This window comes from Foliimonas ilicis (assembly GCF_039939195.1).
Lineage (GTDB): Bacteria > Pseudomonadota > Alphaproteobacteria > Rhizobiales > Rhizobiaceae > Foliimonas > Foliimonas ilicis.
The window spans coordinates 75528-89785 of record NZ_JBDUUH010000013.1 but is presented as its reverse complement, the minus strand read 5'-3'; the positions used below and the strand labels follow the sequence as shown (position 1 = coordinate 89785).

Here is a 14258-nt window from a genome sequence, read left to right as displayed (position 1 = left end):
TCTTGTCCCTTCATCTATCTGGTGATGCCCTTGATCTGGTTGAGCGCCCGCATCTGGCGCTCGGCAATGACGTCTTGGGCCTTGTCGGCCCGTACGGCATTCTGCAGCACCGTGAGGCGGGTCTGCATGGCCTCGAAGACCTTGCGCTGCGCCGCCGGCACTCGATCGGTGACGTTCGCCTGCCCACGTCCGATCGCATTCGGGCCGAACCTCTGGTCGAGCGCTTTGCTGACGGATGCGAACTCCGCTCTCACCGTTGCGTCCAGAGAACGCACCAGACGGGTTATATCCTTGGGTGACTTCTCGGCCGCGGCCGTCAAACGGGACAGCTCGGATACCGCCCGTAGCGACAGGCCCGGCACTGGCACGCTCATGCGTTCCCGATCGGCAGCAACGGCCGCCTTCTCAGCATCGAACGCGCCCTGCCAGGCCTTGCCCGTCGCAACGACGCTGGCGGAGACACTCACAACCGCATCGACAGCCGCCTTGCGTTCCCGCCCTATGGCCATGAGCCGATCCATGACGCGGTCGGAGCCGCGTATTGCACCATAGGCCGCGGGATCATTCCCGACGGCACGAGCGATACGCTCGGGCCCAACGCCCTTGACGACCAGATCCTCAATCGTCGCAAGGGCTGCGGCAGGATCGCGCCAGACACGCTGGGCAGCCTCGGCAAGGGCTGCACGCTGCTGCCTGTAGTGGGGGATCTCCAGCGCACGCACCTTGGCTTCATCATCAACGGATGCTGAGAACTCGGTGACGGCCGCGAGCATCGGCAAGGCGGGTGGCATCGACATCTCTGGAGCCTTGGCCGGGTCGTAGGCCGCTGGTGCTGCGATCCGCGATGGATCGCGCCTCTCGGCCAGATATTGCAGGTCGTTGAAACGGCGCACGGCGGCAAACAGCGTCGTCAGTTCTTCCCGTCTTGCCTCGGACGCTCCCTCGGTCATGCGCGCGACCATCTGCTTTTCGGCATATTGGTCGGCCTTTTCGGTAAAGGCGCTCCAGCCGAAGCGGGCGGTCAGCGCCTCACCGACGGCCTTCATCTCCTGCACAAGCGAACGCTCTTGCGCGGCATAGCCAAAGGCGGTCTTGTAGGCGCCGACACCGCCCTTCTCGCGCACCGCTTCGATTTCGTCGAGCCTCGCCCTCGCATGCGGGGAAAGTGCCGGAACCGAAAGCGACATGGCGGCGCGACGTGCATGTTCACGGTTCTCATAAGCGGCGCGATCACGCTGGAAGTTGTCGGCGTGACTGCGCGCCAGAGGCTCGAGTTCTGAAACGGCAGAGACGGCCTCAGCCCGTTCTTTCCGGGCTATCTGTCCATCGACCAGGCTGTCGCTGCCACGCATGGCACCAAGCATCGAGGGACTGCGCGCCAGATCGTCACCAAGCCGTCGAGACTCGACATCGAAGTCTGACGCTTGGGGGTTCAGACGCTCGAGGGCAGCGGCAGGGTCGCGATAAATGCGCTCGAGCACAGGCAGCAGGATTGCCTCGCGCTCCTTCCACCGTGCCGAGGCCAGATGTTCGATCCGCGCGTCTTCTTCGAGCGAGCGGACAAAACTCGCCTGCGGCACGAGCAGATATCGCGTCTCTTCGGCAGCGGGCGCAATCTGCGCCGGTGCAATCCCAGACGCACCGACATAGGCTGGATCGACCGTTTGCGTCCGAACCGCCTGATGGTCATAGGAGACGCTGCGCTCCTTCTCGATCGCAAAGCCGAGCGCGACGCGATCACGCTGTGCGCCAATCCACGATAGATGTCGCTCCACCCCCTGCTCCACTCCGGCAGCAAGCTCGATGGCGTGATCCATGTTGCGGCGGCGGGCGAAGTCGACAATCTGTGCCTGGTAGCCTGCTTCGGATTCGTAATCGAGCGTGGTCGACTTGGCGCCGGAGCGGGACAGGCGCTCGACCAATTGCCTGAACAGTTCCGGACGATGACTTTCCTGATCGAGACGCTCCTGCCGGACTTCCGCGGTCTCGACCTGCTCGGCGGTCCAGACATTGCGCTCGACCTTACGTTCCTCGACGGTCTTCTTTCCGGTTTCGGGATCGACGATCGGTACGTGCACCATGACTTTCCCGACGCCGTCCTTGCGCAATGTGACGGTGTCGCCGAGGTCAACACCGCCTTTCTCAATGGCCTTTGGAAGGCTTACACCCCAGACGCGATGGATCACGCCATCGTCGATTTTGACGTCGGCATATGGGCTCTCTTTTGCGTCCTCGTCATTTGGCCTGAACTTCGCTTCGCCGATTTCGACAAGTTCACCGGTGACGCCGGCGGCGTGATCGACACGCTGCGCCCTGCCCCATTTGTCGCGCGGCGCAAAATCCTCCTGCGCCATATAAAGATCAGCCCGATCGCGATGCCGCGACATCGCAACATAGGCGAGATGCTGGTCCATCATGCCGGTGGCGAGAACCAACGTCCTGTCGACGGTCGACCCTTGAGATTTGTGCACAGTCGCCGCATAGCCATGGTCGACATTGCGATAGGTGTCCTGGCCGAAGGTTACCTCCCGGCCCGCATCCAGCTTTACCGTGAGCAGCGTCTCGCCGCGCTCGTTCGTCGTGCGAATGACGGTTCCGAGCATACCGTTCTTCACATGCTGTACGGAAAGATGCTCGGCGCGCTTTTCAAAGAAGCGGGCGTTTTCGAGGAAGATCAGTCGGTCACCAATGGCGAACTGCCGCTCACCGCGTTCGGTCTGGTAAGCGCGGTCCTCACCAAGCGCTTCCTGGCGACGCATCACGGAGCGGATCGCATGGTTGAGCTTTCCGACATCATCATTGGTTTGCGCCAGAACCAGCAGTTCCAAACCGGTGAGAACGCGGCTTTCCGATTCCGCCTTCTTCCGGTACTCCTCCCTCGCCTGCCCCCAATCCTCGACGATCCGCTCGATCGCCGCATCGCGTGTTTCAAGCTGGACGATGCGGTCATGTTGCGCATACGCGTCGAGCGCCTCCTCGACCTTTCCGCGCGCGAACAGGCGGGACGCGTCGCGCGCCCACTGGTCGCGCTGGCGGCGCACGCCGGTGAGTTCGGCAAAACCGATGCGCTCGACAATCGCCCGGAACGCCGCGCCCGCCTGGATCGGCTGGAGCTGCATCGGATCCCCGACGAGCACCGCTTTCGCGCCGGCGTCTTCCACGATCTTGAGCACGCGGGCCAATTGCTCCGACGACACCATGCCGGCCTCATCGACAACCAGCACGTCGCCCTTTTGCAGCGTGTCGCGCCCGTCCGCCCACGCCAGTTCCCATGACGCGAGCGTGCCCGATTTGATACCGGAACTTTGCTCGAGACCTTCCGCCGCTTTACCGGCAAGTGCGGCACCGATGACGCGACGGCCATCCGCCTCCCAGGCAATGCGCGCCGCATCGAGCAGGGTCGATTTGCCCGCACCGGCCAAGCCAACCACGGCGGATATGGCGCTGTCACCGGTGAGATGCCGGACCGCGTCGACCTGTTCGGCGTCGAGCCTGTACGGCTTCTCCGGATCGCGGCTCTCCACCAGGCGAATGGCGTGATCGACCTTTTCGAAGGTCACCTTGAAGCCCGATCGGCGCGAAAGCGCCGAGGCCGACTGCGCCATATCGAATTCGGTGCGCAGCATGGCGCGCGTGGTGAACACCGCGACATCGCCAACCTTTCCCGTGTCCGAATCGACCTGCTGCGGCTTGAGCGTCACCAGATCCGACGATGCCATCAGCTGCGCACGGATATTGGCAAACACCGTCGGATCGTCGACATAGCGATGCAGCGCCTTGGCGATTTCCCGCTCATCGAATGTCGAACGTTCCCGGCTCAACTGCTTCAGCAAAAGGCCGGGTTCATCGGCAAGGCGGTCGGCCATTTCCTGCCGCTTCGCCAAGGCGGCCGGTGCGAAGTACATCTCCCTGCCCTTTCGGGCCAAGGCCGCTTTTGCCGGACCGAGATGGCTTTGGGCGATGCCATCGAGGCCCTGTTCGGCATAGGCACGACCGTCCAGGCGGATATCGTGACCGGCAAGCGCCAGATGCTTGTTGGCCGCTTCCGCCCAGCCGATCTTCCAGCCCTTCATCGTGTCCTTGTCACCGGCCCACAGCCGATAGACGATCTTGCCGTTCGGCCGATCCGGGGTCACGACACGCAGCGGCTTGCCGTTATCGTCAAGAACCGCGACCTTCTTGTTGCCGAAGCCGTCATCGGTCAAAGGCCGCAAGGTGGTCATCAGGTGGATATGCGGATTGCCTTGCCTGTCGTGATAGACCCAGTCGGCGACCATGCCCTTTGATGTCAGATGGTCGCGCACGAATTCGCGCACCAGGGCAATGTTCTCCGCCTTCGACAGCTCCTCCGGCAGCGCGAAGATCATCTCACGGGCAAGCTGCGCATCGACCCGCTTCTCGAAGGTATCGACGGCATTCCACAACACCTCGCTGGCGCCGGCAATCGTCCGCCCGTCGATCATGGTGCGCAGCCACGCCGGTGTCTGATCCGGCAGAGCCAGTTCCTCGTGCACGAGCTCGGCCTTGCCGCCCTCATAGCGGAAGCTCATCCCCGTCTGCTCTTCCTCCATCCTCGTACGATGGCGATAGGCGGCGGCCGAAACGACGCTGCGTCCCGCCCCCCTGCTGATCACCTGTGCCCGTACGAACATGATCGCCATGCGATCCAGACCTCTTCAAGCCAAGTCGCTTCCGCGACGTATATTGCGCCCTCGAACAGATCGGGCCGTAGGACCGATGCCGCTTCTCGGGATGCGCCCTTGCGGGCGCAGACCAGAAATGAGCCTTACGGCTCGACGCAAACTAGCATCTTTTACTATGCGTTTCTACACGGTATAATCGTAGCACAAAGAAGGCTTCCGGAAAGGATAAGGCGGAAAATGCGCGCTAAATCATCGATCTCAGAGATTGACGCCCAGATAGAGAAACTACGCGAAAAACGCCGTGGAATTCTCGCCAAAGCCAATGAGCGCTTCGCGCGCGCGGCGGCCAAGGCAGGACTGGCCGAGATGGATATTCCCGACAATGAGCTCGACGCCGTCTTCGAGGAGATCGCCGCGCGATTTCGGGAGCCCGGCAAGAAACCTTCAGGCGCATCTGCTTAGGCGTCTCGATCAACGCATTGTGGGCCTTGAGCGGAGGCGGCGGAAGGAAATGACCGACGACCGGAAGAAGGACGCCCGCGAAAAAATCACGCTGGGCGGATTGGTGGTGAAGGCAGGCCTGCGAGAGGCAGACCGCGCCTTCCTGCTCGGCGTGCTTCTGGAGGCGGGATCGATCCGCATCGGATCGAATGAGCACCACAGGCTGAAAGCCAAGGGCGCGATGGCATTCCGAAGTGACCGGATCGAGAAGTCTGGTGAGCGCAGTTCGGAACCATCGGACGAGAAGGCATCCGGAAAGACAACGAGCGGCTGAACGCCGGAAGGGGGAGGCCGTTTATGGCGTCGAGAAGCAAAGTCAGTCCGGCGCTGTTATGGGCGATCGTGCCGATTGCCGTAACGGCGATCACGCTGGCGATCACATCATACCGCTGGCAGATATTAGCGAGCGGCTTCTCGCCCGGTAACGCCTGGTGGTTCCTGCGCGCCGCCCCGATTCCCAATCTGCTGTTCGGACCGGTTGCGGGCCTGATCACGGTTCTGGTTCTGCCGCTGCATCGCAGGCGGCCGGTGGCGATGATCAGCCTGCTCTGCTTTCTCGGCGTCGCGGGGTTTTATGCCTTGCGCGAATATGCGCGCCTGTCGCCCTCCGTCAAGAGCGGAGCGGTCACCTGGGACGAAGTGCTCTCCTATCTCGATTTCTTTGCCGTCACCGCCGCGGCCTTCGGTTTCGTCATCGTGGCAATCTCGGCTCGCCTCTCCGTCGTGGTTTCCGATTCCGTCAAACGGGCACGGCGCGCGACGTTCGGCGATGCCGACTGGCTAACCATGGCGGCGGCGGGAAAGCTGTTTCCGCCCGATGGCGAAATCGTCGTCGGCGAGCGCTACCGCGTCGACCGGGAAACCATCCGCGACATTCCATTCGATCCGGCCGATCGGGAGACATGGGGTAGTGGTGGAACGGCGCCGCTGCTCACCTACAAGCAGGATTTCGACTCCACCCATATGCTGTTCTTCGCGGGCTCGGGCGGCTTCAAGACCACCAGCAATGTGGTGCCGACCGCGCTGCGCTACACCGGACCTCTGATCTGCCTCGATCCGTCGACCGAGGTTGCGCCGATGGTCGTCGAGCATCGAACAGCCAAGCTCGGTCGCGAGTGCATGGTGCTCGATCCATCGAACCCGGTGGCGGGGTTCAATGTCCTCGACTGGATCGAAACCTCACAGCACAAGGAAGAGGATATCGTCGCGGTCGCGCATATGCTTTTGTCAGAAAGCGCGCGGTTCGAATCCTCGACCGGCAGCTATTTCCAGAACCAGGCGCACAATCTCCTGACTGGCCTGCTCGCCCATGTCGTGCTCTCGCCCGAGTATGCCGGCCGGCGCGATCTGCGCAGTCTGCGCCAGATCGTCTCCGAGCCGGAGCCTTCGGTGCTGGCCATGCTGCGCGAGATTCAGGAGACGTCGGAATCGACCTTTATCCGCGAGACGCTTGGCGTCTTCACCAACATGACCGAGCAGACTTTCTCCGGCGTCTACTCGACCGCCTCAAAGGATACGCAATGGCTGTCGCTGGAAAACTACGCCGCTCTGGTGTGCGGCCGGACTTTCCGGTCGGCCGACATCGTTGCCGGCGGCAAGGACGTGTTCCTGAACATTCCGGCCGCGATCCTGCGCTCTTATCCCGGTATCGGCCGCGTCATCATCGGTTCGCTGGTCAACGCCATAACGCAGGCGGATGGCGCGTTCGAGCGTCGTGCCCTGTTCATGCTCGATGAGGTCGATCTGCTCGGCTATATGCGCGTGCTGGAAGAGGCCCGCGACCGGGGAAGAAAATACGGCATCACGCTGATGCTGATGTACCAGTCGGTCGGGCAGCTGGAGCGTCATTTCGGGAAAGACGGCGCGACGTCATGGATCGACGGATGCGCTTTCGCCTCCTACGCCGCAATCAAGGCGCTCGACACGGCGCGCAACGTCTCGGCGCAATGCGGCGAGATGACGGTGGAGGTGCAGGGCAAATCGCGCAATGTCGGCTGGAGCAACTCCAACGGTGGGACGCGGCGGTCAGAAAGCCTCAACCTGCAACGCCGGCCGCTAATCATGCCGCATGAGATCACGCAGCAGATGCGCAAGGATGAGCAGATCATCATCGTGCAGGGGCACGATCCGATACGCTGCGGTCGCGCGATCTACTTCCGGAGAAAGGGCATGGACGCGCAGGCCAGCCCGAACCGGTTTGTCAAGACTTCCGCTTGACTGCGGGGCGGTAGCGGTCGAACGGGTCTGTCGCGTCGGGCGGAGCGAACCAGTCGAGGAGGAGATTGTAGCCGATGGCGAAAGCGAACATGCCGAGCGCCATCATCAGGAAAGACCACGATGGCATTGGCGCGGCGCTCGGGTCGATGAAGACGCCCAGCGCCATCGGCAGCATCACGATGGCGGCCAACATCATGAATGCGGTGAAGGCCCGAAAGGCACAGGCGATGCAATAGAGCAGATGCCATGTGCCTTAGAAGCCGGCGCGACCGATTGCTTCAAGCACGTTGAATGGCAGCGCGATGAGCGATGTTGCAAACCGGCACGCGAAGTCGCGGCGCGACGATGATTCTTGCGTACTGACAATTTCCCGGTTCGTTTCCATCACATCACACAGTCTTTTTTCGGATCGAGCAGGCTTTGCCTTATCCCCATGTTGGAGCTCTATGAGAGACCATACCAGGCACCGCGACCGGCGCCGCGCAGCGTCAGATGACCCTGTTCGGTCAAGAGCTTCAAATGATCCTTCACCGTGTTGCGGCTTGCGCCTGTAACGCGCACAGCCTCCATGACTGTCATCCGGCCGTGCTCGCGCACCAGTTCGAGGATCGCAACTGACAGCTCAGGCAGATCGCCCAAAATGACGCGCTCGCGTTCCATTTTCCGGTCCAGCCGTTGCTTTTGCTGTTGTAGAGCCCGAAGGAAAAACTCGATCCACGGATTCCAGTTGGGCGTGTCCGTGCGGATCGTGCCCTGGGTTCGCCGCAAGGAGAGATAATAGCCCTCCTTGCTCTGCTCGATTACGCTTTCGAGCGAACTGTAGGGCACGTAGGCATAACCCGCGCGTAACAAAAGCAGGGTCGTCAAAACCCGCGATAGACGGCCATTGCCATCCTGAAAAGGATGGATCTCCAGGAACACTACAACAAAGATGCCAATGACCAGCAAGGCATGGAGGTCCTTTGACTCCTCCCGTTCCCTGAGCCAGCTGACAAGCTCGGCCATCAGCCGAGGCGTATCGAACGGCGTCGCAGTGGCGAACACGACGCCTAGGCTTTGGCCATCCTCGCCGAAGGCTTCAACGTGGTTGTCGAGCGTCTTCCATTCGCCGCGATGACGCTCGTCTTTTGCGGAATGCACCAGCAGATCGCGGTGAAACTGGCGGATATGGTTTTCGGTCAAGGGAATTGCGTCGTAAGCGCGAAATACCGTCTCCATGACATCGGCGTATCCGGCCACCTCCTGCTCGTCCCGCGTGGCGAAGGAGCCGATCTGCAGATTGGAGAGGAGCTTTTCTACATCACGATCACTGAGCCTCGCGCCTTCGATACGTGTCGAGGAGCCGATACTTTCAATCGTTGCGACGCGCCTCAAGCTCGACAGGCGCTCTGGCGCGATCCGGCCGATTGCGCGCCATGCACCCTTGAACTCATCGATCTCGGCGATGATGGACAATATCTCGGGCGTGATGCGCAAGGTCGATGCATCAAGCAAAGGCATTCGTTTCGGCATCCAATTCCACCCAATGGATATCGCATTTGCCGAACCAATAGTCCACCCGTTTCCATCCGATTAGCGACGTAATTGAAGATGCGTGTCCGATGGACCAAGGAAATGAACCGCATCCAGCGACCAGCCGGCGCAGCACCGCCCGGTACACCACGCGGACCTCCCCGTTTGCTGCGCTATCAAGCGCCGCACGAGGATCGTTACCGGATGGCGGAGACCGCGTACGGGCTCCGTGAACGCCGCCTTGCGGCGTGAGTAGAGCCGACCGCTCCCCGAGCGGCGCGCCCAATCCCTCCGGTCGAAAGTCATCGTACCGGCACAACAGCACCAAGTTGTGGGAAGCCGGATCCGTCCCCCAAAGGGGTCATCACTCAAATGAATCGGTCACGCCCGAGCGATTCACGGAATGCGTTGGACGCCGCTTCCATAGGAAGCGAGACTCCGGCCATGGAGAACGAGGAGACAGGTCCGGTTCATCTTCGCCGCATCGACCCGACGCAGAATATGCGCCGGTTCTATACGCTCGCCATCCAGCCGACATTGTTCGGCGGCGCGTCCGTCATCCGTAACTGGGGCCGCATCGGCACGAACGGCCAGTCGATTATGGAAACCTTCGACGAAGTCGAGGAGGCGGGGACGACCATGGCGAAGCTGGAACGAAGCAAGCGGCGGCGCGGCTATCGGAATTGAGCCGGGTTACGAAGAACCGATGCAGAAACCGCTTCCGAATCCATGAATTCCAGCCGATTTCGGTGGATTTGCGCGGATGATAGGATCCCTGGCCTCTTCCGAAGGAAGGATTTCGTTGTCATAGGTGGCTGGGGCTTTCCAACACAAAGGTATTTCAATGACAACAACGAATGAGATTGCCGACAAGATCGCAACCGAGCAGAGCCTGACGAAAGCTCAGGCCAAGACGATCGTCGAGAGCGTGTTCCAGCAGATCGCCGATGCCGCCAAGGCGGGCGCTGAGACCAGCATTCCGGCGTTTGGCAAATTCAAGATCAAGGATACCCCGGAACGCGAAGGCAGGAATCCTTCGACCGGTGCGACGATCAAGATTGCGGCGTCGAAGAAGCTGACCTTCACGACGGCGAAGGCGATCAAGGATGCCCTTAACGGCTGAGGCGAACGGCCGGTGCCGCACGCGCTCGCATCCGGAAGCCGATGCGGCGCTGACCAAAGCCTCTCTAAAAGGGAGGCTCGCCGAAGAATGGCCCGTAGGCTTCGGCAAGAAGCAGGTCTCGCTCGGCAATCGCTTTGGCCAGTTCCGCCGCGATCTCGCGACGCTCGTCGGGATACACCGCGTTGCGCCTCTCGGCTTTCAATTCCTCGATGTGCTGATCGATCGACATTGATCGTCTCCTTGACGTTGGTGAAAGACGACACCGGCTGTCATGGCGGACCGGAGGGGTCAGGGATCGCGTAGCGACCGCCAGCGGCGGCGAGTGGGGGAGCCGAAATGCGGCCAGCATTTTGGGGAACCGCTCGTCCTTGAGGCCTTCGGGCCGGCATGGCAGACTTGGACGATCTGAGCAGACCCCTTGCTCCACCGGTTGGCACTAGAAAGCCGGAAGCAGGCTCGATGCCTGTTTCCGGCTTCATCAAGCGCGAAGAAGCGCCCCGCCTTGCGGCGGGGCCTTCTGGCGGAAGCCTCAGTCCCGGGTCGGGCGGGACCAGATAAGCTGCAGGCCCTCCTCGCCTTCCACCTCGATCAGGGTGGCGTAGATCGGAGCGGGAAAGCTCGGGTCGTCCAGCTTGACCGAGAGGTAGTCGCGGCCCTCGTTGGAGACCTTCTGCCAGGCGGCGCCGAGCTCAACGCTTGCTCCGGCGAAGATGCGGAAGTGCGGTCCCTTGTCGGAGGGGTTCTCGACGCGAACCAGCTTGGCCTTGACGTTGAGGTTCAGGGTCTTGATCGAACCGGAGAAGCCGTTGCCCGTGGAGGTGAAGGTGCCGATGGTAGCCATGTGTTTCAATCCTTGTGTTTCTCGGGCCGCGCCCATCGCGACCTCGATAAGGGCGGGTGGACCGGAGGCGATCGACCTGCACCCCGAAGGGGCTGGAACACCGTGGAAGAGGGCCGGGAGAGACTTTCTTGATCCGCGTGGAATGACGGCGCAGCCGGCAGGGGAAGAAAGTCGCGGAGGCCATTGCCTGGTTAAGATCGAAGGGGCGACGCAGCGCCCCTGCCCTTCGGTCAGACAAGCCACATCGAGGACGTCTTGATGGGTGTACCCGTTGTGGAAACATCCCGGAATGAGACTTGGCGAACCGCCATCGGCCCCATCACGTCTGTCGGACGCTGCAACGGCCGCATAGGATCGTAGCCGCCTGCTCAGGCAAAGCCCTGCTCTCGCCGAAGCTTCGCACAAGCACCGTCTCGTCGTGTTCATTCGGGCGAGCAACCGGTGCTCAACAAACGGCAAGGAATCCGAAGGAGCCCTCCTGCACAACTGCGGGCATCGGCGGCTTGCTGACCGCTCTCCGCTCTTTCTTCCCACGCCGACCGAGGTGGATGGCGATATCTCGATCTGGTCCCAGGGTCCGGCTTTCCGGGACTGGCCTTCCGACCAGCCCGGCGCGAGGTGGTTGCTTCAGCCCCTTATAAAAAATGGTGCAGCCGGAGGAGATGCATGAGCTCCGAGCTCGACGGACTGCTTGAATGTCATCCAGATGGGCGAAACGTAACCGTGGGCCGTCGCCTCGGACCAAAGCAACAGCGTGTTTATGCCTTGGTAGGGCAGACCATTCTGGCGCAGCGGGCGCGTGATGCGGCAAACTGCATTCCCGGCGCGCCACGGCTGCACCCAGGGGCGCACACCCTTCTCCAGATCCGCTACAATGCGGTCGGTGATCTTAGCGTAGATATCGACGCGGGTTTTACTGCTCTTTCTGTCCATTTCCCGGACCTCCGTTTGAGGCCGCGCCGATCGCGGCCGTCACGAGGTCCGACCGCGCAGGACCGCAGGTCCGCGAACCCGCAAAAGAGCAATCGGAAGGAAATGTCGCAGGCGGGCCGCAACGTCAGTGGAGGACGGCGCTGCCGTTTCGCGGGGCGAGGACGTAGCAGGACCAGCGTTCGTGACGGTCGCGATCGGCACGGCCTCTCAGTCGGTTTCCATTCACCGGATTCGGATGTCCCGACACATGCGAAGAAGCCGGCGTCCCGAAGGACGCCAGCCTCTGTGTGACAAGATGGGGCGGAGCCGAAGCTCCGCCCCCGGTGGGCGATCAGCCCAGAGCTGCCATCTGCCGGCTGATGGTCTGGCCGGGGTTCTCGACCTGACGCTCGTAGGGCTTCCAGGTTTCGCCGATGATATGCTCGTAGGCCGCGACGGCGCCCTCGGCGGCCATGCACAGGGCGTGTGACTGAAGACCCATATCGGCGGCGAATTCGCGCTTGCGCTGAGCATTGCTGTCGAAGCCCACCGGGCCGTCGAGATCCTCGTCGCGGATGTCGTTGGCGAGCTTGGCCGTGGCATCCTTCGCCTCGGTGACGGCCTTGGAGTAGAACTGGCCTGCCCCGCAGGCAGAACCGACATAGGAACCGACGATCCGCTGCAGGTGGATCTGCAGCGCCTTGTCGGAGAGGGTTTCGGCGCCTTCGATCAGGCTGCGCTCGTGGAATTCGCGGATGCCGTCGCTGTCGAGGACCGGAAGACCGAAGCTTTCGGAGATGAGGGCGGCCTGTCTGCCGCCGGGCAGCAGAGCCGGACCATTTCGAGGGTCGTGCCCTTGCGGAGCGGGACGACGCGGGCCTTGGACTTGGAGGAGCGGGTTGAACTGGACATTGAGCTTACCTTTCTAGCGATGCCCTTCAGGTGATCGGCCCTCGGCCGTTCTTTCCTGCGGGTGTGGTCGAAAGGAACCGGCGGAAGCTGGACCCTTCAGGGTCCGGACCCTGACAGGCGAGCGAGGTCGGCTTGCGGACAAGCGGGGCCAGTTCTTCACGGCTCCCTGCGTGGGACGCGGGCCGGCCTTGACGAGATCGGCGGGGTTCCGGCCGCTCCGCGGCGCGATAGCGGCCTTGAAGGGGCCAGCCGCTGGTTCAGACCGCAGCAAACCCGCCGGGAAGAGCGGCGAGGGATGGTCTGCGACACCGGCATGCGCCTCGGTAAGCGTCCAGTCGGCCCGCGCCGCCATGGTGTTCCAGGGCATGCCGCGCACCCGAAGGGCATTCAGGATTTGCCTTGGGTCGCCTGCTCACCATGGTTGCAACCAGCATCGTCGTCACGGATGAATGTCGTCCCGCGGCGAGAACGACATCCGCGTCACGCACACAGCTCTTCCGGGTCGAGCTGCGCCCGCAACGCCGTGATAGCGCTTTCCTGGCGTGCCAGTTTGCGCGTCAAGGCGTCGATTTCCGGCTGTCGCTCCGCGGTAATGGCAGCCAGATTGGCACGATATCGTTCGAGGAAAGCGCCGGGGTCTGGCGACTTTCCCCGGCGATACGTGGTCTGGCGCGGATGCAGTTGCGGGATCAGCGCCGTCATAAGCCGCGTGATCTGCCGGTCGATCATGTCCAGCTAGCGCTGGATTTGCCGGCGAGCCTCCTCCATGCGAAAGAGCCGCGCTCGACGATCTGGAGAGGGCATTATGTGTCCCTCCCCTGCCAGCCGATGAAGCTGGATGGACCGTCATAGACCGCGTGTCGCTCCGGATCGATGACGAAGCCGAAGCCGCCGGGATCGCGAGCAGGCGCGGTTGAGCGCAAGCGTCAGCGGTCCGACCGCTCTGCGAGCGGATTCCTTATTCTCTTGAATACTATTCCCTCTCTCCTTCCCTCGAAAAAGGCCTCGGTTTCGACTTGCGGAAGTCGGGATCTTTGGTTCGGCCATTTCATGGACGGGATGGGGAGGTGAACGCAGTTGAACGGCCGAGCTTCCGCCTCCTGTCCGGATGTCGAAGTTCAGTTGCCAACGAGCGTGTTGATCCGGTCGAGTCCGGCTGAGAACCCTTTCAAGGAGATGGTGAAGGCAACATCCTGCTCGGTGTCGCTTGACTTTGCCCTGAGCTTCAAAGCAGTGCCAGTGCGTAGCTTTGCGAGATTGTCCTGATCCAGACTGAGCGTCACGATACAGCCGGCCGGCAGACATGTCCGGAATCGAGCCGGACACATGGCCGGCTGTTCATCGATTTGTAGCGCTACGCCGGCATCAAGCAGAAGGCCAAATGGCAGGACGAGATTGCCCGTGATGGTATTGGTTGGGCTCGGTTGCATTTCGATCGCAAGCAGGCGCTGTCCGTTCTGCTGTGCCTGTTGCTGAGAAATGGGCACACCGCTTCAGAGCCTGCACGATCTGGCAGGAAACGCGCCAATCCTGATAGGTTTCCTGAAGGGATGATGCGCCGCCAGGAAGGGACGGGGCTGCCTGGGCCAGCGCCGCT

The 14258-nt window shown here is 62.0% G+C and carries 12 protein-coding genes and 2 pseudogenes; 5 read left to right on the top strand and 9 right to left on the bottom strand.

The genetic code is table 11. From position 1 onward, the window contains the following. Window positions 1-14: 14 nt before the first annotated feature. A complete protein-coding gene (gene traA / locus ABFT80_RS23320; protein WP_347974348.1) occupies window positions 15-4661 on the bottom strand; it encodes a Ti-type conjugative transfer relaxase TraA in 4647 nt (1548 codons plus the stop codon). Window positions 4662-4880: 219 nt separating this feature from the next. Here traA and ABFT80_RS23315 point away from each other — a divergent pair, with 219 nt between their 5' ends. From ABFT80_RS23315 to traG, 3 genes are read left to right on the top strand one after another with little or no spacing between them, the layout of a single operon-like run. Then, window positions 4881-5105, top strand: a complete 225-nt coding sequence (locus tag ABFT80_RS23315) for a TraC family protein (RefSeq protein WP_347974347.1) — start codon at window positions 4881-4883, stop codon at window positions 5103-5105. Between the two features lie 49 nt (window positions 5106-5154). Continuing rightward, entirely contained in the window at window positions 5155-5418 is a 264-nt protein-coding gene (locus ABFT80_RS23310) for a conjugal transfer protein TraD (protein ID WP_347974346.1), read from the top strand. Window positions 5419-5441: 23 nt separating this feature from the next. Beyond that, entirely contained in the window at window positions 5442-7361 is a 1920-nt protein-coding gene (gene traG / locus ABFT80_RS23305; RefSeq protein ID WP_347974345.1) for a Ti-type conjugative transfer system protein TraG, read from the top strand. Here the strand turns inward: traG and ABFT80_RS23300 are convergent. Both ABFT80_RS23300 and ABFT80_RS23295 read right to left on the bottom strand, forming a co-directional pair. Then, a complete protein-coding gene (locus tag ABFT80_RS23300) occupies window positions 7345-7557 on the bottom strand; it encodes a hypothetical protein (protein WP_347974344.1) in 213 nt (70 codons plus the stop codon). The genes traG and ABFT80_RS23300 overlap by 17 nt on opposite strands. 248 nt (window positions 7558-7805) lie before the next feature. Next, complete coding sequence (locus ABFT80_RS23295; protein WP_347974343.1) at window positions 7806-8861, bottom strand: Fic family protein; 1056 nt, start codon at window positions 8859-8861, stop codon at window positions 7806-7808. A gap of 456 nt (window positions 8862-9317) precedes the next feature. On the opposite strand from ABFT80_RS23295, the gene ABFT80_RS23290 reads away from it, so the two are divergent. Together ABFT80_RS23290 and ABFT80_RS23285 are read left to right on the top strand one after the other, a co-directional pair. After that, on the top strand, window positions 9318-9560 hold the full coding sequence (locus tag ABFT80_RS23290; RefSeq protein WP_347974342.1) for a WGR domain-containing protein: 243 nt from the start codon (window positions 9318-9320) through the stop codon (window positions 9558-9560). A 157-nt stretch (window positions 9561-9717) separates the two neighbouring features. Then, the gene (locus ABFT80_RS23285) at window positions 9718-9996 is read left to right on the top strand and encodes an HU family DNA-binding protein (RefSeq protein ID WP_347974341.1); all 279 of its coding nucleotides are present in this window, start codon (window positions 9718-9720) and stop codon (window positions 9994-9996) included. Between the two features lie 64 nt (window positions 9997-10060). Here ABFT80_RS23285 and ABFT80_RS23280 read toward each other — a convergent pair whose 3' ends face one another. From ABFT80_RS23280 to ABFT80_RS23255, 6 genes and pseudogenes are all read right to left on the bottom strand, one after another. After that, entirely contained in the window at window positions 10061-10225 is a 165-nt protein-coding gene (locus ABFT80_RS23280; RefSeq protein WP_347974340.1) for a hypothetical protein, read from the bottom strand. A gap of 300 nt (window positions 10226-10525) precedes the next feature. Further along, window positions 10526-10837, bottom strand: coding sequence for a DUF736 domain-containing protein (locus tag ABFT80_RS23275; protein WP_347974339.1), 312 nt, complete (start codon window positions 10835-10837; stop codon window positions 10526-10528). Between the two features lie 666 nt (window positions 10838-11503). Continuing rightward, window positions 11504-11770, bottom strand: a pseudogene (locus tag ABFT80_RS23270) (ArdC-like ssDNA-binding domain-containing protein); the annotation flags it as partial. A gap of 331 nt (window positions 11771-12101) precedes the next feature. Next, window positions 12102-12661: pseudogene (locus ABFT80_RS23265) on the bottom strand (hypothetical protein). 480 nt (window positions 12662-13141) lie between these two features. Next, window positions 13142-13390: a hypothetical protein gene (locus ABFT80_RS23260; protein WP_347974338.1), complete on the bottom strand. Its 249-nt coding sequence runs from the start codon at window positions 13388-13390 to the stop codon at window positions 13142-13144. A gap of 389 nt (window positions 13391-13779) precedes the next feature. Next, complete coding sequence (locus ABFT80_RS23255) at window positions 13780-14148, bottom strand: invasion associated locus B family protein (protein ID WP_347974337.1); 369 nt, start codon at window positions 14146-14148, stop codon at window positions 13780-13782. Window positions 14149-14258 lie beyond the last annotated feature (110 nt).